We start from the raw sequence: 17,898 nt of genomic DNA, 5'->3' as shown, positions 1-17,898 counted from the left end.
CCGCGAAATGCCGCAATGCACTTTCACAAGCTCGCGGGCGAGCAAGTCCGCCGCCGGTTCCGCGGCCGCCTCGAGTCCAATGCGTCCAGCACGCTTCAGAGCGGCGGTTGGGGCGCAGCGCAGGCACAACGGCACTCCTGCATCATCAGGCTACGGTCCAGAACCACGGGCAGAAAGCCCTCTCGGCTGCATGCAATCGCGAAATTGCTGTGAGGCGATCCTCGCTTTCGGCATTGGTGGCAGCTTGCCGGATCCATATGCGATCTTCGCGACCAGCGGCGACCGGCCCCAAGTGGTGTGGGGCTCGCCTGGCTCAGTCCGGTGAGCGCACACATAGCCCTGCCGCCGCGGCGCTGACCGGTCGCGGCATGGTGGGCTCAGTGGGATTCCTTACGCGTACGACAGGCTGCTCCCCCCGCATTCGCCGAAAGAAATACCCGAACGCGCAGAGCGCGTAACATGGTCTATGGCGGTAGTTACTACTCGAAAGGGCCTGCGGTGTCAGATGGCTGGCGTCACGGGCATTTGTCGTGGCAGGCGTTTATCGCGGTCTCGGGAAACCAGCCTATCGTTTTCTGAATGTGAGCGCCACGCCATGGTGCTTCGACATCGTTGGCCGACGTGCCAGTGAGCAAATGCCACGTCGCCGTAGGTAGTGTGGGGCCGTGCCGCTGGCGCCACTCATGGAAGAAAGACGAAACCATCCAGGGGGCGCGTCATGATGCACGTTTTTCTGGCAAACAACCGCAATGAACTGATAGAACGATGTCGTGCGAAGGTGGCACAGAGGCCCGCGCGCGAGGCAACCGCGCAGCAACTTCAGAATGGTGTGCCGCTGTTCCTGGATCAGCTCATCAGGACGCTTCGAATGGAACAGTCGTCGGAGCCCCTGGACAGCCGCAAGATTTCAGGTCCCTCGGGCGGCGGGGCGTCTTTATCCGAAATCGGAGAGTCGGCGGCGCAGCACGGGCGGGAGTTGTTGAAGCTCGGGTTCTCGGTTGACCAGGTCGTCCATGACTATGGGGACCTGTGCCAGGCCATTACAGACCTCGCGTACGAGCGCGATGCGCCGTTTCTGATAGACGAGTTTCGAACCCTTAACCGCTGTCTGGACAATGCCATTGCCGATGCCGTCACCGAGTTCAGCTACCAGCGCGATTTTGCCGTGGCGGACAGGCAGGCCGTTGAGATGCATGAACGGCTGGGATTTTTCGCGCACGAACTGCGTAACTTACTTCAGACTGCGACGCTTGCATTTACCGCAGCAAAGACCGGAAATCTAAGCCTGTCCGGAGCCACGGGGTCGGTTCTGGAACGGAGCCTGGACGGATTGCGCGATCTGATAGCTCACTCTCTGGATGAGGCGCGTGCGGCCGCAGGAATTTCCTTGCAATCGAGCATGTTTTCCGTTGCCGACTTCATCGCTGAAGTGAAATATGCCGCTGACCTTGCGGCCCAGATTCGCGGATGCGTATTGACGGTTTCCACTGTGGATCCACGGCTTGCCATCAGCGGGGATCGCGACCAGCTTTATTCGGCGGTTGGAAACCTGCTGCAAAACGCCTTCAAATTCACGCACGATCACTCCGAAGTGACGTTGGACGCGTACGCGTTGTCGGACCGCGTCCTGATCGATGTGAAGGATCATTGCGGTGGCCTCCCGTCCGGTGACGCAGAACGACTGTTCCTGCCGTTCACGCAGCACGGCGAGGACAGAACGGGACTGGGGCTAGGTCTTTCAATCGCCAGGCGCAGCGTTGAGGCCAACAACGGTGCTCTCAGCGTCCGCGACGTGCCCGGCACCGGCTGTGTCTTCACGATTGCCTTGCCTCGATATGCAGTCTTCGAAAGCTGAGCGTTACCACTGTCGGGTGATCTATTCACGCTAATTGGGGGCCGCGGCACACCGCTGACCCGACCCGTGTATGCGGTTTTCACGGCGAAACGTAGAGATATTTTCCCGGTCTCCGTGCGGGCCAAATTTCTCACCGGTTCTCCCAGGTCCTGAAATTGCTGCAACTGCAAAGCAACCAGGGGGATCGAAATGTTTACTGACGGAGTCACGCGCCTGCTCATCGCGGACGACGATCCAGATTTATTGGCCGCGTACGTACTGTTCTTTTGCGTTTGCGGTTTCGACATCCGGACCGCCAGGAATGGCATAGACGCGCTCGCCGAATACGGCGCGTGGCACCCGGCGGCAGTTTTGCTCGATATTGAAATGCCGCGTCTGGACGGGCGGGCGGTGGCGAGAGAGATCCGCCACGTCAGGGCGATACCTGCGCCACTGCTGGTGGCCATTACGGGTCTAACGGCGCTGTCTGAACGGACGGAATCGATGCGCAGCGGATTCGATCACCATTTCGTGAAGCCGGTTCTGCTGCCGCTAGTCCTGGCTGCTATCAACCTAGGGCTGGCTCCACGTTGAACACCACATTCGGTATCGCGCAGCTTCCGCGCCAATATTAGGGGCTCTGGCTGAAAGCGTATTCAGGCGGGAAAGCGCGGTCCGCGTGAATCGTCAGCAGACGCTCACCGTCGAAATGCACTCCGTCGGTTGCGAGCGCCGCATCGAGCCGTACCGCGCCGGTCACCATGTCGACTTCGCGTGCCACCAGAAGACGGCCGTCTTCCATCCTGCCGCGAAAGCAAGGCCTGCGTGCTCGTCAACAGGGACGAGCACACAGTGGGACGGTTCGAGCAAGGGTAGTTCGGACACGTTCAATGGCTCATGGCTGGAAACGGGAGAGACCTCCCGTATGACATCGAGCGCGCACGCGAGTATATGGCGCTAGTGGACATACTCATGGCCGGGCATCCGCAACGTCTTTTGGTGTGACTCGCCCCTGCTGACCGCCAAAATGGCCGATGGCATAGTTGGCGACCGCGGCGATTTCGGCATCCGTGTAGGCCGCGCCGAACGACGGCATGGCGGTTGCCGCGGCATGGTCCGGCGCGCTGGTGCCCTCCAGGATCACGCGGATCAGATTGGCCCCTCGCGGATCGTTGACGGCGTGCGAACCGGCCAGGCCCGCACGCGCGGTTTGCCGGCCGTTTCCGTTCCAGCCATGGCAACTCGCGCATGTGCCCTCGAAGATGCGGCGGCCCGTGCCGTCACTTGCTTCGCCGCCAGGAGACCACGTAGTAGACGCCTTCACGGCCACACTGACCGGCGTCACGGCCGCGGCGGCATCGACATGGCGCGGCGTTCCCGTGCGCAGATAGGTGACGATGGCCTCGATGTCCGTTGCCGGAAGCTGGCTCAGGCTGAGGTCGATGGCCTGGCGCATGCTTCCCGACGCCGCGCCGTGACCGACGGCATAACCGGTGGAAAGATAGGACGCGATCTGCGCATCGGTCCACAGCCCGATTCCGGTCTCCTTGTCGGGCGTGATGTTCCAGGCCCGCCAACCATCGACGACGCCGCCCGATAGCGCTTCGTGCTGCTCCCGGGCGAACATCAGGTTGCGCGGCGTGTGGCATTCGCTGCAATGCGCCAGCCCATTCACGAGATAGGCGCCGCGGTTCCACGCAACGCTGCGCGCCGGGTCGGCTTCGAATGGTTTGCTGTCGAGGACCAGCAGCTTCCATCCGCGCATGACCGGACGCTGGTTGAACGGAAAAGCTAGCGAGTTGGCGGGTGCCGGCGCCGCAACCGGCGCAAGAGTCGCCAGGTAAGCGCGAATCGCGAGGATATCGTCGCTGGACAGCAAGGCGTAAGACGTGTAGGGAAACGCAGGATAGAGATCCTCGCCATGTCGCCCCACGCCCGAACGCAAGGCCCGTACGAATTCGGCATCGCTCCATGCACCGATCCCATTCTCGCGGTCAGGGGTGATGTTCGACGAGTAGATCGTGCCGAATGGCAGTTTGAACGGGAGGCCGCCCGCGAAAGGCTTGCCACCCTCGGTGGTGTGGCAGGCCGCGCAGTCGGCCGCCACGGTCAGGTACTTGCCGCGCGCGATAAGGGCATCGCCGGTTGGTTGCGCAGCGCTGGGCGAGACCGGATCGAGTCCATGCGGCCAGAAAAAGAACAGCACCGCGCCAATCAGGACGATGCACGCGAGCGCCGCGAAACTATAAGCAATACGATTGCGTCGCGTCATGACCGCCCACCCTTCGCGACTAGCGCGCGCCGGTCGATCGGCAGTGCACGAAGCCGCACGCCGGTGGCCGCAAAGATGGCATTGCCCAAAGCGGGCGCCGCGGACACCGTGCCGACTTCGCCCAGTCCGCCCGGCTTCTCTTCGCTTGGCACAAGCAGGACTTCGAACTGTGGCACTTCATTCATGCGAATCTGCCGGTAATCGTGAAAGTTGCTTTGCTGGACCCGCCCGTTCTCGAAGGTGATGCCGTTGTAAAGCGCGGCCGAAAGACCGAACAGCACGCCGCCCTCGATCTGCGCGATCACGGAATCGGGGTTCACTGCGATGCCGCAGTCGACGGCGGCAGTGGCGCGCCGTAGCTGAATCTCCCCTTCTGTATCGACCTCCACTTCGATCACCAGTGCCGCATGTGTGCCGAAGCTGTCGTGCAGCGAGATGCCGCGCGCGCAGCGTGGCGGCAGCGGCCTACCCCATCCGGCTGCTTGCGCCGCCTTGTTCAGCACGGCGAGCGAGCGCGGGTTCTTGCCAAGCAGTGCCCTGCGATAGGCGAGCGGGTCCTGTCCGGCCGCGTGCGCAAGTTCGTCGAGGAAACTTTCGACCACGAACACGTTATGCGTCTCGCCGACGCCGCGCCACCAGTTGAGTGCAACCGGACCGTCGTGTCGCACCCAGTCGGAACGCAGTGCGGGAATGGCATACGGCAGGTCCGCTGCGCCGGCCACCGCATCGTGGTCGAGCTGGCCTTGCGGAAATGGCTTGCGATCGTAGTAGCTGCGTACGGTGGAGCAGCGGGTCCGATGGGTCCACGCCATTGGTAAGCCGTCCTTGCCGGGCGCGGCTGCAATGGTGTCGTGATAGGCGGGCCGGAACCGGTCGTGCTGGATATCCTGCTCGCGTGTCCAGATGATCTTGAGCGGATAGCCGACCTGCATACCGAAGCGGGCGGCCTGCTGGATCGTGTCCACGGCCAGCCGCCGGCCGAACCCGCCGCCGATCAGATGATTGCGCACGATGATCTTCTCGGGCGGCAACCCGATGATCTCCGCGGTGACGATCCGCGCGATCTCCGGCACCTGGGTACCCACCCAGATGTCGCAGCCATCGCGGCGCACGTGGATCGTGGTGTTGATGGGTTCCAGCGCCGCATGGGCGAGGTACGGCAGATTGTAGGTCGCCTCGATGCGCTGCTTGCCGGCTTCGTCGATGACGCGATCGGGATCGCCGGTCAGGCTGCCCTTGATCGGGGTACCCTGCGCGGACCGCAGCGATTCGGCCAGTATTGCCGACGTCAGCGTGGTGTGCGGCCCCTCGTCCCACTCGATCTTCAGCAGGTCGAGTCCTCGTTTAGCAGTCCAGTAGTTCTCGCCGACCACCGCGACGGCGTCGTCGATACGAAGGATGTCGACTACGCCGGGCAAGGCACGTGAGGCACGCTCATCGAGCGAGCGCAGGCGCCCGCCCATCGTGGGACACATGGCGATCGCCGCAACGCGCATGCCGTCCACCATCGCGTCGATGCCGAAGCGGGCGGTGCCATTGACCTTTGCCGCGGTGTCGACGCGCTTCGCCGGCTTGCCGATGAGCTTGAACTGCGACACCGGTTTCAACGATACCTCGCGCGGCACCGGCTGGCGCCGCGCGGCGCTGGCAACCGCGCCATAGGTCAGGGTGCGACCGGTCCGCTGGTGCGTGATGACGCCACGCGCCACGACGCATTCAGCGGGCGCGACTCGCCAGCGCTCGGCGGCCGCGCCGATCAGCATGGTGCGAGCGGCCGCACCAGCCTGCCGCAACGGTATGAAAAACGCCCGCACCGAGGTGGATCCGCCGGTGGCCTGGGCCTTCAGCAGACTCTGCGTATACGCGTGCAGGTCCGCGGGCGCCAGTGCCACTTCGACCTGGTCAAGTCCCACTTCCAGCTCTTCGGCGATCATCATGGCCTCGCCGGTGGCAATGCCCTGCCCCATCTCGACGCTCGGCACCACGAGCACGATACGACCGTCGACACCGATGCGGATAAAGCCGTCGGGCACGAAACCGTCGAATCCCGTTGCAGCTGCATCGAGCGCGCCGATGGCGGCAAGATCCGGCTCGCGCTCGAACGCACGCGCCGGCCGCACGAACGCAAATCCGACCAGGAGCGCACCTGCGGTCAGGAAACGCCGGCGCGCGCTGTCCGGCAGCGCGTCTTCGCCGATTGCACCGTAGGCTTTCATCATGCCGCCTTGATCGCCGCGCGGATACGCACATAGGTGCAACAACGGCATAGATTGCCGGACATCGCGGCATCGATTTCCTGGTCGTTCGGGTGCGGATTACGGGCAAGCAGCGCCGCGGCCGCCATGACCTGACCCGACTGGCAATAGCCGCACTGGACCACTTCCAACGAAAGCCACGCGGCCTGGACACGCTTGCCGGCCGCGGTCTCGCCGACCGCCTCGATCGTGGTGATCTCACCCTTGACAGCAGAGATCGGGAGCAGGCAGGAGCGCACCGGGTTGCCGTCCAGATGCACGGTGCAGGCGCCACACTGGCCGATGCCGCAACCGAACTTTGTGCCGGTCAGCGCCAGCACATCACGCAAGGCCCAGAGAAGCGGCATGTCCGCAGGCCCGGTGACGTCGACAGTATTTTCATTGACGACAAGCCGTGTAACGGGCCAAGGCTGGGAGGTTTCATTGATTTGCATCATTATCTCCGGTGCTCTGATCAAGCATCTACGGAAGCAAGATATAACCTTCTGCTCGATCGAAACATTGCATGATTATGTAATTGGAGCCACGCTCAGGATGACGAACGAGCTTCGCGTCTCCCTGAGTCAACCGGAACCCGACAAGCAAAGCAGGCAGGGCCGCATCCACAATGCACGTCAACAGCCATCCGTGCATGGCGAACGCGATACTTGCATGAGACGATCCCACAGATGCACCGATAAAACCCGCTGCAATCAAGACCGTAGTGACTCTTCCGCCCGCTTGCGGAGCAAGTCTGTAGATGACCGATTGATGTGTGACCTGCAGACCCACGACACCGATATCGAGAAGCACAATCCCGAGCAGCAACGCGGCGAGCGAATGTGATCCCGCAGAATGAAACCCCATGCACCAAGCGTCGCAATCGCAAGGGTCCAGGTCGCCGTGAAGGCGTAACCACGGTCCGCGAACCGTCCGGCACCGCTGACAGCCATCGCGCCGCCGGCGCCAGCGAGACCGAACAGGCCTATCGTCGATTCAGAATAGTGATGAGGCGGACCGCTCAGAAGAAAGGTGAGGCTCGTCCAGAGCACGCTGAACGTGTCCAACCCAAGTGCGGAGATCCGGCAACCGTTCGAGCAAGCAGAATGCCGAGCAGCAACCCGGTCATGACGGTGCCGAGATATTTCCCGCGAACCTTTTCGGGCGCATACGATGCAACCGTCGCCAGCAGCACCATGACGGCGGATGCCAGTTATTGACGCAGCGGTGGCTGCTACCGGACTTTTGAAATCCACATATATCCCAAGTATTACGAACGAATCTAGCATACTGTGTATGCACCAGTTAGCGGCAGCACTCAACAGACCTCCCGCGGATTGCACAAAGTTGCCGGCCCGAGGCCACGTTGATGGCATCTTTATGCATCGAGCCGGATCTTTTTCGGCGCATTGATGCCGCATTTGTTGAAATGAAAGCGTGCAAACGATATCGAAGGGCAATGACATGTACGTTTGCTGATTCCGAGCCGCACGCAGGGCAAGGCCGAATGTCAACTCCATTTCCCCCGTGCCGTGCGGCAGCAGCAGAAGCTGCGATGCCGAGCGCGCTGAAACAGATCAGCGCAATCCTGTACGACGCGTGCGTCCCCTATCGCTGGGCACGCCGCGCGTATTCGCCCCGGTGACGTAGACGATCGCCGTGCGCGCCGCTGCGAAATACCCGGATGTTGTGAGCAACTCCCGGCGCATCTGAACGCGTTTTATCGATGCCAGGGCGGCTGCATCGCAGAATCCTTCCGACTTTTCAGGAACGCGCTATGACAGCGCGATCATGAACAGGCCAGGGGTTTTCTCCTGACGATTGACAAGCAAAGGCAATCCATGAAGAAGAAGAGCTTCAAGAAGCTATTGTTGTGCAGTGTGCTGGGCACCGCGACGGTTGCGACGATGACTTCAGCCGTCAATGCAACAGCGGACACCAAACCGCTCATCAAGATTGGCTATGTCGAAGGGTGGGACGACAGCGTCGCAACGTCGAACGTGGCCGCGCGCATTATAGAAAAGCGACTGGGCTATCCGGTTCAGCTCGTGCCGGTGGCAGCGGGGGTCATGTGGCAGGGCGTCGCGCGCGGCGATCTCGATGCGACGCTGTCGGCATGGCTGCCGGCAACACATGGCGCGTACTGGGAACAGGTCAAAGGGAAAGTGACCGACCTTGGCACCAATTTCCGGGATGCGAGGATTGGTTTGGTCGTGCCGGCTGGCTTGCCCGAGAATAGCGTTGCCGATCTCGAAGCGCACAAAGCGGATTTCAATGGCCGTATCGTGGGGATCGATGCAGGTGCGGGCGTGATGAAGAAAGCGGACGACGCCATCAAGGCTTATAGCCTCAGTCTGACGCTGATGCCGAGCTCGGGCGGCGCAATGACGGCGGAGCTCGCTCGACAGATGAACGGGAGCAAGCCGGTCGTTGTAACTGGCTGGGCGCCGCACTGGATGTTCGCCAGGTGGAAACTCAAATTTCTGGATGATCCCAAGAAGGTATTTGGCGGTGCTGAGCATGTTGATAACGTGATCAATCCGCAACTCGAAACGAAGGCCGCGCCTGTGGTTGCGTTTCTGACCAGATTCCAGTGGAAACCAGGCGAGATCGATAGCGTGATGCTGGCGACCGAGAACGGCAGCAAGCCTGACGCCGCGGCCGATTCGTGGATCAAGGCGCACGCGGATCGCGTCGATAGCTGGCTCGCCGAGAAGAAATAACGCTTCGAGGTTTCGTAGCGTCTACCTGATGTCGGTGCGAGGTCACCTGCTCTTTTGGGTGTTTCCCGTATTCCGCCAGATAAAAGTAGGCGCGCGTCCCATTCAAATCGTGGCGGTTTGATTCAAGCAATTCCACCACAAGGACATGAAATCAATGGGTTCCCCAAAAGTCGTAGTCGAAGGTCTCTGCAAAGTATTTGGAAACAATCCCAACGCCGCTGTGGACTTGCTCGCGCGCGGTGCCACCAAGGACGAGATATTTGCCAGAACCGGCCAGGTGGTCGGCGTCCACCATGCCTCTTTCGACGTGCAGGAAGGCGAGATCTTCGTGTTGATGGGCTTGTCCGGTTCCGGCAAATCCACCTTGATCCGTCTGATCAACCGGCTCGTCGAGCCGACGGCGGGCAAGATCGTCATCAACGGCCGTGACATCGCCGCCGTGCGACGCGCCGAACTCACGTCGCTGCGGCGCACCGATATGAGCATGGTGTTCCAGTCATTCGCGTTGATGCCGCAGCGCACGGTGCTGTCAAATGCCGCATTCGGCCTCGAGGTGGGTGGCATGGGCCGCAAGCAGCGCGAAAAGCGCGCGCTCGAGGTACTCGAGCAAGTGGGACTCGTCACGTTCGCGCATAAGCTGCCGGCGGAACTGTCGGGTGGCATGCAGCAGCGTGTCGGTCTCGCGCGTGCGCTGGCGGTCAATCCTTCGCTAATGCTCATGGATGAGGCGTTCTCCGCACTCGATCCGCTCAAGCGCAAGGAAATGCAGAACGTGCTGCTGGAACTGCAAAAGAACCAGCGCCGAACGATTATGTTCGTGTCGCACGATCTCGAAGAGGCACTGCGCATCGGCAACCGCATCGCGATCATGGAAGGCGGCCGCGTCGTGCAGATCGGCACGCCGCAAGACATCATCGCGCGCCCCGCCGACGATTACGTGCGCGCATTCTTCGAGGGCGTCGATACAAGCCAATATCTGACGGCCGGCGATGTGATGCAGACAAGCGGCGTGCCGCTTGTGCGCAATCTCGACCCGTCGAGCGTCGAAGCATCGTTGAACGGCAGCGCCGAATACGCGTTCGTGGTCGATGCGGAGCGCCGCATTCGCGGCTTCGTCACGCGCGATGCGATCGGCAATGCGTCGCCGTCGCTGCGCAAGGTCGAATGCATTTCGCGCGGCGCTTCGCTCCATCACGTGGTGTCGCGCGTGTGCGAGTGCTCGACCGCGCTGCCGGTGGTCGACGATGAAGACCGCTATTGCGGCTCCGTCGATCGGGCGGACGTTCTGAAGGTACTCACGCGCAATCGGGATGCCCATGTCTGAGATCATTCCACTGGGCCGCTGGGTCGATCAATCGGTTCACTATCTGCTCGATCACGATGCAAATACCTTCGATGCGATCGGCAAGGCGATCGAAAGCTTTGCCGCGCTGATTGAGCATGGCCTGCAGGCCATTCCGATGTGGGCGCTGATGGCGTTCTTCATCGGCATCGGTTTGTGGCGCGTGGGCTGGCGCTTTGCGATCTTCGCGATGCTGGCGCTATTGCTGATCTATGCGACCGGGTTCTGGGATCAGACCGTGATCACACTAGGTCTGACGTTGTCGTCGACGCTGATCAGCCTCGTGTTCGGCGTGCCGCTCGGCATCTGGACCGCGAAGAACAGGCACGTCGCGATGGTCATGCGGCCGATCCTCGACCTGATGCAGACGATGCCCGCTTTCGTCTATCTGATTCCGGCTGCGATGCTGTTCGGGCTGGGCCGCGTGCCAGGCATTCTGTCGACAGTGATTTTCGCGATGCCGCCCGCCGTGCGTCTGACGAGCCTCGGTATCCGTCACGTGAATCGCGAGATCGTCGAAGCGGGGCAAGCGTTCGGCTGCACGCCGTGGCAATTGCTCTACAAAGTGCAATTCCCGAACGCGCTGCCGTCGATCATGCAGGGCGTGAACCAGACGATCATGCTGGCGCTGTCGATGGTGATCATCGCCTCGATGGTCGGCGCGGGCGGCCTCGGCAATGACGTGCTCGCAAGCATCCAGCGTCTGGATATTGGTCTCGGCTTCGAAAGCGGTCTGTCCGTCGTCCTGCTCGCGATCATTCTGGACCGTATCACTGAGAGCTTCGGCCGCATTCCCGGCACAGCCGGCGCGCCGCGCCTCGCAGGCCTGCGAAGTGTGATTCGCATACGACGGGAGCAGCCGGCCGCACAGAACTGACCAGGTGCCGCTCAAGTTGCGATGTTCTGCGCAGGCGTCTGCGTGATATCGCCGTGCGGTCGCAACATAATCATGTAATTACGGCATCGACCCCGGCTTGCTACCATGGTTGCATCGAACAGCCATTTCCAATCCGCTCAGGGCTGCATGGACGCCAGCAACAATAACCGAAATGGAACGGTCCTGAACGGGACAGGCCATCACATGACCCCGGCGTGTACATCCACCTCGAGCAGATTGCGCCCAATTTATTGAATCGGCGATTTGGCAGACTCTCGCGCGCGGAACTGATCGAATTGAACGGTCTGCTTCGAGCAGAGCGATTAGATCTTGCGCCATGTAAAAACCTCCTTCTCACGAGGCGTCTGGATCAGTTCGGTTCTCTCAAAGCTCGATTTCGCGATCGCAGCGATTGGCTTTCTTCTGTTGACTCTCTGGAAGGTACCGCCGCTCGCCGTCGTCGTGTTCTGCGTACTCGCCGGTATCGCGCAGGCGGCGTTGCTCTGAACCTTTGATCCCGTGGTGAACATGTTCACTGTTTCAGCAGCGTGGTCGGCCGATAGAGATCAGCAATATCCTGGCCGAAAATGCTCTGCGCTGTGTAAGCCTTGGTCGCAGGAACTTCACGATCGCCGATCATGCCTCATTTACGCGCGTAACGTCGAGAGCGGCCCACGCGAGCCGTTTACGTAAAAACCCCGATGGCAAAATCTATAAGTCAATCCTTCATTGACACCTATTACGGTATCGTGATCCAATCATGCCGTTCCGTATGAGTACACATGGTTCCTTATAGAAGAACGTGCGAAACAGTCTTTGCCGGAAAAATCGCCCTATACAAGGAGAGATAGCGATGCCGCATGAAAAAGACCTTGCCCACTGGCACGAACCCGCTGGCCACAAGAAAGCCGGTTTTGGCGAGTTCAAGAAGCAACCGACGCCCTATGACCTTTTCATGGAAAGCGAAGGCGTTCCGGTCTTCCGTGACATCGGTATCAAGGACGTGCGCGATCTGCCGATGGTGGAATGGAAGCGTAAGGGCGGCCGTGGCCACTACATTCAGCTCCTGGGCACGGAAACGAAGTGGGGTTGCTATGTGGTTGAAGTGCCCGCAGGCGGCGCACTGAACCCCGAAAAGCACATGTTCGAAGAAATCTACTGGGTGGTCGAAGGCCGTGGCACCACCGAGGTCTGGCTTGAGGGCGAAGGCCGCAAGCACGTCTTCGAATGGCAAGCCGGTTCGATGTTCTCGATTCCGATGAACGCATCGTTCCGTATCGTTGACGGCTCAAACTCGGGCGCGATCCTGCTCGCAGGCAACACGGCACCGAACGTGATGAACCAGATCAACAACGTCGAAGCGGTGTTTAACAACCCGTTCGTGTTCCGTGATCGCTTCACCGCAGACGAAGACTTCTACAAGCCGCGCGATGAGATCGAAACGGATCCGGTTCGCGGTCTTGCTCGTCGTCGTACCAACCTGATCACCGATGCGGTCAACTGCGATCTGCCGCTGGACAACCGTCGTTCGCCGGGCTATCGCCGCGTTGAGCCGTTCATGACGGAAAACTGCTTCTACTTCTGGATCGGCCAGCACGAACAAGGCCGCTACTCGAAGGCCCACGCTCACACGTCGGCAGCAATCCTCATCTGCCTGAAGGGCGAAGGCTATACGTACACGTGGCCGGAAGAATGCGGCGAAAACCCGTGGGCCAACGGTCACGCGGACAAGGTTCGTCGCCTCGACTACGGTTACGGCGGCATGGTTACCGCAGCGCCGGGCGGCGCACGTTGGTACCACCAGCACTTCAGCACGTCCAGGGACCCGTTCCGTCTGACGGCATGGTTTGGCCCGCACAACCCGGGTCGTGATCCGGGTGCCCCGGGTTCGAAGCACAACGACTACACGGCTCAGGACGTCGGTTCTGGCGGCACGGCTATCCCCTACTGGATGGAAGATCCGTACATCCGTCAAGAGTACGAAGCACGCCTGGCGAAGAACGGCGTCCAGAACCGTATGGACCCGTCGTGGTACGTCAAGCCGGAAAAGACTGTCGGTGACTCGGTGGTCTAACGCGTTCGCGTAGTTGGTCCACAGGTAGCTAGTCCATAGGGCTGTGTTCTTTTGGGGACACAGCCCTATCTTTTATGTACTGGAGACAAGCATGAGCAGTGAGCCGCAAGAAGGCCGCATCTTCTTTACCGATACCGGACGGAGCCTGGAGGAAGAAGACGAAATTCAACTGATCAGCGTGGGCATCGACGTCGGGTCCTCCACTTCCCACATGGTCGTTTCGCGCATCGTTCTCGAACGCACGACCACGCGTTACATCGTTGCAGAACGTACGATTCTTCACGAATCGGATATCTTGCTTACCCCCTACACTGACGATATGACGATCGATGAGGCCCGGCTTGGCGCGTTCATTGATGAGCAATACCAAAAGGCGGGAGTCACGCCCGAACAGATTGATACCGGCGCCCTGATCCTCACCGGGTTGGCGGTCCGCCGTCGTAACGCACGCGCAATCGCGGATCTGTTTGCAGCGCAGGCGGGCAAATTCGTTTCGGTCTCGGCCGGTGATGGCCTCGAATCCATGCTGGCGGCATTCGGTTCCGGCGCCGTCTTGCGTGCACTGCGTCAAGGTACCCGTCTCCTCCACCTGGATATTGGCGGCGGGACCACGAAGATCGCTATCTGTGAGGAAGGCGAGGTCAAAAGCGTTACCGCTATCGACATCGGCGCCCGCATCATTACCCTTGACGAAGAAGGCCGCGTTGCCCGTGTCGAAGCCGCAGGCGAACGTTTTGCGCAAGAGGTTGGCGCCACGCTTACCGTGGGTTATCCCCCGCTCCCCGGTGTCCTGGAGGCCATCGTTGACCGCATGGCCGAGCGCCTGTGTGAAGCGTCGATGAAGAACGGCGCGGAACTCAATCCGGTAACTGCTTCGTTGCTTCGTCTCACGCCACTGGAAGGCGCCCGGGTTCCCGATCTCGTCACGTTCTCCGGTGGTGTTTCGGAATACGTTTACGGCCGCGAAACGCGGGTATTCGGTGACTTGGGCTTGATGTTGGCCACCGCTGTTCGCAAGCGCATCGAAGCCTCGGGAGCCGAAATCAAGGAAACGGATGAGGGTATCCGGGCCACGGTCGTCGGCGCCTCGCAATACACGGTTCAAGTGAGTGGTAGCACGGTTTACGTTGAACCGCAGTCGGTTCTTCCCCTGCGCAATCTCCCGGTGGTGGTCCTCGATTTCGATCTTGAGCCGGATCAACTCGACCCCAAGGACATCGAAAAGGCAGTTACGACAGCGCTTGAGCGGATGGACCTGCAGGAGGACACGAAGGGCGTTGCCCTCTTCTACCGGTTTGCCGGGACGGCATTCTATCGCCGCATGGACGCGTTTGTTGTCGGTGTCATGAACGCCATGCGCATGCGGATCGAAGCCGGGCAACCTATCGTCCTGATCGGTGAGGGCGATGTCGGCGGCTTGATCGGCATCCACTTTAAGCGGGAACGCGGTCTCCCGGTGCCTATCGTTTCCATTGACGGGATCTCGCTCAAGGAATTCGATTTCGTTGACATCGGTGAACTGCTGCCCACGGCTTCAGCGGCACCCGTGGTAATCAAATCCTTGGTGTTCCCGACGTCAAGCGGCTTGGGCCAAACCGCACTTGAACCCGTGACCGAAATCGCAACCGAAGCCGCAACCGAATAAGGGACTAGCGATGACCTATCTGCGCGATCTTTATCCCCCGAGCACTGCACGCGAATCCGGTTGGATGGATGTCAGTGGAGGTCATCGCGTCTTCTGGGAGGCCCATGGCAACCCCATGGGTATTCCCTTGCTGCATCTATGCGGGGGCCCCGGTGGTTCCCCTAGCCGCCAGGATCCCCGATTCTTTAACCCTATGGGTTATCGAATTGTGCTCATTCACCCACGTGGGGCCGGTCGTTCTACGCCTGCGGCCAGCGTAGAACACAACACAATGGACGATCAGATTTCCGATATTGAGCAGCTACGCACCCTGCTTAATATTGAACGTTGGATTATTTCCGGCGCATCGTGGGGGACCACCCTAGCCTTGGCCTATGCGCAAACCCACCGACAAAGAGTCCGCGCCCTGCTCCTGCGGGGGGTTTTTCTTTGCACCGAAAACGAACTGGAGTGGCTTTATGGAGGGGTCGCCGGTCGCCTGCATCCTGAGGCCTGGGCGCGGTTCTCCGGATGGACCCGAGCCTCCGGGCGTCAAGGTCTTCTACAGGCCTACGGAGAGGCATTGAATTGCGGCAGCCGCGAAGAGGAATACGAAGCGGCTTATAAGTGGTGCGCCTGGGAAGATCATCTGGCCGGATTCCGAGACCAGGAACGCGACACGGACCCACAAACGAAGGCGCAAGAATTGGCGATGGCTCGCATCTCCGTGCACTACTTCCTGAATGAAGGATTTCTATCACCTCATCAGCTAATCAGTAATGCAAACCGATTGCACGACATTCCTGGCACGTTAATTCACGGGACATGTGACGAGGTTACTCCCATAGGCGTATACACTTTAATTCAGGCATGGAAAATGTCAGCGTTTCACCCTATTGATGGTGGAACCCATGTAAGCAGTGACCATCCTGGAATGATAGATTGCATTATTCGCAACTCAGGTGAGTTGATGAGTTTGAAATAGCTGGTATGTAGCCCCCCATTCCTTAAGTATCGTTTGCATCCGATACTCCGTCACCTGTGTGTACACTGCGCGGGCAGCCGCTGGAGACTAGCGATAATGAACTACGAAGTAAATTCACAAACAATTCGCCTCACGGAGTTTGTTGACGAACAAAAGATTGGCCCATTCATCTGGACAGTCGTATTCATTGGCTTTCTATGCCAACTCTGTGACGGCTATGATCTTTCAGCCGCCGCATTTGCGTCAATTGGTATCGCCAACGAGTTCGGGATCGAGAAACACGCCTTGGCCCCTCTGTTCAGTATCGGCCTATTCGGTATGCTGTTTGGTGCGATAGGTTTCGGCTACATCGGTGACCGCTGGGGCCGGCGTGTGGCCGTCCTCTCTGCGGCACTGCTTTGTAGTGCGTTCACCCTGCTTAGCGCGACTGCCGAATCCTTTTCTACACTGATGGTCTTCCGCTTCTTTACCGGAATTGCTCTCGGGGGCCTGCCTGCAAATACAGTGGCTCTGACAGCCGAGTACGCACCGCAGCGTAAGCGCTCGTTGTTGATCACGATGATGTTTGTGGGCCTGACTTTTGGTGGTGCTCTGCCGGGCCAACTCGGAAGCATCATTCACCCCACGCAATGGCGCCTGATTTTCACCATAGGTGGCCTGGCTCCGCTTGTGACCGCAGTCTTGGCGTACTTCTTCCTGCCTGAGTCGATCAAGTTCCTGGCCGTGCGTAACCCGCACGATCCGCAGATCGTGAAGCTTGCGCACCGGATCCGTCCGGAGTTGACCATTCCGGTCGATCCGAGGTTTCAGATTCTTCACCTTGCGGAAAAGAAATTCCACGTCAGCCAACTTTTTGAAGGCAATCTGCGCATCATTACTCCACTCATTTGGGTGATGTCGATCACGAACCTGTTCGCGAACTTCTTCATGAACAGTTGGATGCCGACCCTTCTGCATTCGTTGGGCCTGAACCCGCACCAAGCCGAACACGCTGCCTCCATGTACTACTTGGGTGGCGTTCTTGGGGGCCTTCTGATGTCGTTGATGCTTGATCGGGGGCGTCTTTGGGTCGTGCCTCTGTATATGGCGCTCGGAGCCTTGGCAGCCCTGTTTCTGGGGCAGCAAACGCACTCCATGGCGCTCGCCCTTGGCGTGTTCGGCGTCGGCCTCTTCATCTTGGGTACGCAGTCGGGTACGAATGCTCTGATGGCCGTTTGCTACCCCACTCAGATCCGCGCCTCGGGTACGGGTTGGGCACACGGTCTGGGACGCTTTGGCGCAATTGCAGGTCCCATGACCGGCGGTGAACTGATCCGCATGCACATGCACATGGCACAGATCTTTTGGGCGCCGGCAATCATGTCGGTCATCGGTTGCCTGGCCACGATTTGGCTCTCACGCGCGGCCCGGCATCGCTTCCCGAAGAGGTAACCGCAGACTTTAGTAGTTCCCCAAGGCTTTGTTCGGAAGCCCCGGTAGATTCTGACGAGTCTGATGGCTGGGGCCGGTGAAGGCGGGAAAAGTACGCAAATAGATAATCGGAAGGAATTCTGATGCCGTACAAAGCCCGACTGGGCAGCGGCGAGCCGCGCAAGCGTGAGAAGCCACAGTATCGCGTCGCCAATGCCTGCGAATACAACCGCAGCCTGAAGCGGCGCGGCCAGCTCAGCCTGTATTTTCCGCGCGGTGGCCTGCGCGCCCTGTTCATCAATTCGACGCCCTGGGTGCGCGGCGTGGCCGGCCGCGAGCCACACTACACATCGGCGTATATCGAGTCTTCACAGACTACCGGCTACCGGGTATCGGTATGCGCCAGATCACGGGCTTCATGGAAGACTAATGCGCGAGCCGCGGGCTGAACATCCCGGTCCCCAGCTTCGGCCACCTGAGTGACCGTTCTGCTGCGCTGGACGTCAGCATCCGGCAGCGCTGC

At 60.1% G+C, this 17,898-nt stretch carries 14 protein-coding genes and 1 pseudogene; 11 read left to right on the top strand and 4 right to left on the bottom strand.

All coding sequences use genetic code 11. The features are described 5' to 3' along the window. Window positions 1-718 precede the first annotated feature (718 nt). Complete coding sequence (locus tag PQR27_RS38235; protein ID WP_408528843.1) at window positions 719-1,855, top strand: sensor histidine kinase; 1,137 nt, start codon at window positions 719-721, stop codon at window positions 1,853-1,855. 189 nt (window positions 1,856-2,044) lie between these two features. Further along, a complete protein-coding gene (locus PQR27_RS38230) occupies window positions 2,045-2,428 on the top strand; it encodes a response regulator (protein ID WP_408528842.1) in 384 nt (127 codons plus the stop codon). Window positions 2,429-2,504: 76 nt separating this feature from the next. Here the strand turns inward: PQR27_RS38230 and PQR27_RS38225 are convergent. The 4 genes and pseudogenes from PQR27_RS38225 to PQR27_RS38210 form a co-directional block, all read right to left on the bottom strand. Continuing rightward, window positions 2,505-2,636: pseudogene (locus PQR27_RS38225) on the bottom strand (XdhC family protein); the annotation flags it as partial. A 168-nt stretch (window positions 2,637-2,804) separates the two neighbouring features. Further along, the gene (locus PQR27_RS38220) at window positions 2,805-4,106 is read right to left on the bottom strand and encodes a cytochrome c (RefSeq protein WP_408528841.1); all 1,302 of its coding nucleotides are present in this window, start codon (window positions 4,104-4,106) and stop codon (window positions 2,805-2,807) included. Beyond that, window positions 4,103-6,325, bottom strand: a complete 2,223-nt coding sequence (locus tag PQR27_RS38215) for a xanthine dehydrogenase family protein molybdopterin-binding subunit (RefSeq protein WP_408528840.1) — start codon at window positions 6,323-6,325, stop codon at window positions 4,103-4,105. The genes PQR27_RS38220 and PQR27_RS38215 overlap by 4 nt, the downstream gene beginning before the upstream one ends. Next, the gene (locus PQR27_RS38210) at window positions 6,322-6,819 is read right to left on the bottom strand and encodes a (2Fe-2S)-binding protein (RefSeq protein ID WP_408528839.1); all 498 of its coding nucleotides are present in this window, start codon (window positions 6,817-6,819) and stop codon (window positions 6,322-6,324) included. Before PQR27_RS38210 ends, PQR27_RS38215 begins: the two co-directional genes overlap by 4 nt. A 1,428-nt stretch (window positions 6,820-8,247) precedes the next feature. On the opposite strand from PQR27_RS38210, the gene PQR27_RS38205 reads away from it, so the two are divergent. The 9 genes from PQR27_RS38205 to PQR27_RS38165 all read left to right on the top strand — a co-directional run bounded on the left by PQR27_RS38205 (window position 8,248) and on the right by PQR27_RS38165 (window position 17,824). Next, on the top strand, window positions 8,248-9,063 hold the full coding sequence (locus tag PQR27_RS38205; RefSeq protein ID WP_408528982.1) for a glycine betaine ABC transporter substrate-binding protein: 816 nt from the start codon (window positions 8,248-8,250) through the stop codon (window positions 9,061-9,063). A gap of 154 nt (window positions 9,064-9,217) precedes the next feature. Next, on the top strand, window positions 9,218-10,387 hold the full coding sequence (locus PQR27_RS38200; protein ID WP_408528838.1) for a quaternary amine ABC transporter ATP-binding protein: 1,170 nt from the start codon (window positions 9,218-9,220) through the stop codon (window positions 10,385-10,387). Next, window positions 10,380-11,282, top strand: a complete 903-nt coding sequence (gene choW / locus PQR27_RS38195) for a choline ABC transporter permease subunit (protein WP_408528837.1) — start codon at window positions 10,380-10,382, stop codon at window positions 11,280-11,282. Before PQR27_RS38200 ends, choW begins: the two co-directional genes overlap by 8 nt. Window positions 11,283-11,612: 330 nt before the next feature. Then, window positions 11,613-11,789, top strand: coding sequence for a hypothetical protein (locus PQR27_RS38190; RefSeq protein WP_408528836.1), 177 nt, complete (start codon window positions 11,613-11,615; stop codon window positions 11,787-11,789). 346 nt (window positions 11,790-12,135) lie between these two features. Continuing rightward, window positions 12,136-13,356 (top strand): cupin domain-containing protein, encoded by a 1,221-nt coding sequence (locus PQR27_RS38185; RefSeq protein WP_408528835.1) that lies wholly within the window; start codon window positions 12,136-12,138, stop codon window positions 13,354-13,356. Window positions 13,357-13,447: 91 nt separating this feature from the next. Continuing rightward, window positions 13,448-15,001, top strand: a complete 1,554-nt coding sequence (locus PQR27_RS38180) for an ethanolamine ammonia-lyase reactivating factor EutA (protein WP_408528834.1) — start codon at window positions 13,448-13,450, stop codon at window positions 14,999-15,001. A 10-nt stretch (window positions 15,002-15,011) separates the two neighbouring features. After that, window positions 15,012-15,965, top strand: coding sequence for an alpha/beta fold hydrolase (locus tag PQR27_RS38175; protein WP_408528833.1), 954 nt, complete (start codon window positions 15,012-15,014; stop codon window positions 15,963-15,965). Window positions 15,966-16,061: 96 nt separating this feature from the next. Further along, window positions 16,062-17,396, top strand: a complete 1,335-nt coding sequence (locus PQR27_RS38170) for an MFS transporter (protein WP_408528832.1) — start codon at window positions 16,062-16,064, stop codon at window positions 17,394-17,396. 122 nt (window positions 17,397-17,518) lie between these two features. Continuing rightward, a complete protein-coding gene (locus tag PQR27_RS38165; RefSeq protein WP_408528831.1) occupies window positions 17,519-17,824 on the top strand; it encodes a hypothetical protein in 306 nt (101 codons plus the stop codon). Window positions 17,825-17,898 lie beyond the last annotated feature (74 nt).

The organism is Paraburkholderia fungorum, from assembly GCF_046027215.1.
Taxonomy (GTDB): Bacteria; Pseudomonadota; Gammaproteobacteria; order Burkholderiales; family Burkholderiaceae; genus Paraburkholderia; species Paraburkholderia fungorum_D.
The sequence above is the reverse complement of the archived record's forward strand: the minus strand, read 5'-3'. Positions and strand labels throughout refer to the sequence as shown.

Bases quoted from the DNA above. Each gene is read 5' to 3' on its own strand.
- PQR27_RS38205 (WP_408528982.1), top strand. From the start codon at position 8,248: ATGACTTCAGCCGTCAATGCAACAGCGGACACCAAACCGCTCATCAAG.
- PQR27_RS38185 (WP_408528835.1), top strand. From the start codon at position 12,136: ATGCCGCATGAAAAAGACCTTGCCCACTGGCACGAACCCGCTGGCCAC.
- PQR27_RS38165 (WP_408528831.1), top strand. From the start codon at position 17,519: ATGCCGTACAAAGCCCGACTGGGCAGCGGCGAGCCGCGCAAGCGTGAG.
- PQR27_RS38200 (WP_408528838.1), top strand. From the start codon at position 9,218: ATGGGTTCCCCAAAAGTCGTAGTCGAAGGTCTCTGCAAAGTATTTGGA.
- PQR27_RS38170 (WP_408528832.1), top strand. From the start codon at position 16,062: ATGAACTACGAAGTAAATTCACAAACAATTCGCCTCACGGAGTTTGTT.
- PQR27_RS38230 (WP_408528842.1), top strand. From the start codon at position 2,045: ATGTTTACTGACGGAGTCACGCGCCTGCTCATCGCGGACGACGATCCA.
- PQR27_RS38220 (WP_408528841.1), bottom strand. From the start codon at position 4,106: ATGACGCGACGCAATCGTATTGCTTATAGTTTCGCGGCGCTCGCGTGC.
- PQR27_RS38215 (WP_408528840.1), bottom strand. From the start codon at position 6,325: ATGATGAAAGCCTACGGTGCAATCGGCGAAGACGCGCTGCCGGACAGC.
- PQR27_RS38235 (WP_408528843.1), top strand. From the start codon at position 719: ATGATGCACGTTTTTCTGGCAAACAACCGCAATGAACTGATAGAACGA.
- PQR27_RS38180 (WP_408528834.1), top strand. From the start codon at position 13,448: ATGAGCAGTGAGCCGCAAGAAGGCCGCATCTTCTTTACCGATACCGGA.
- choW (WP_408528837.1), top strand. From the start codon at position 10,380: ATGTCTGAGATCATTCCACTGGGCCGCTGGGTCGATCAATCGGTTCAC.
- PQR27_RS38175 (WP_408528833.1), top strand. From the start codon at position 15,012: ATGACCTATCTGCGCGATCTTTATCCCCCGAGCACTGCACGCGAATCC.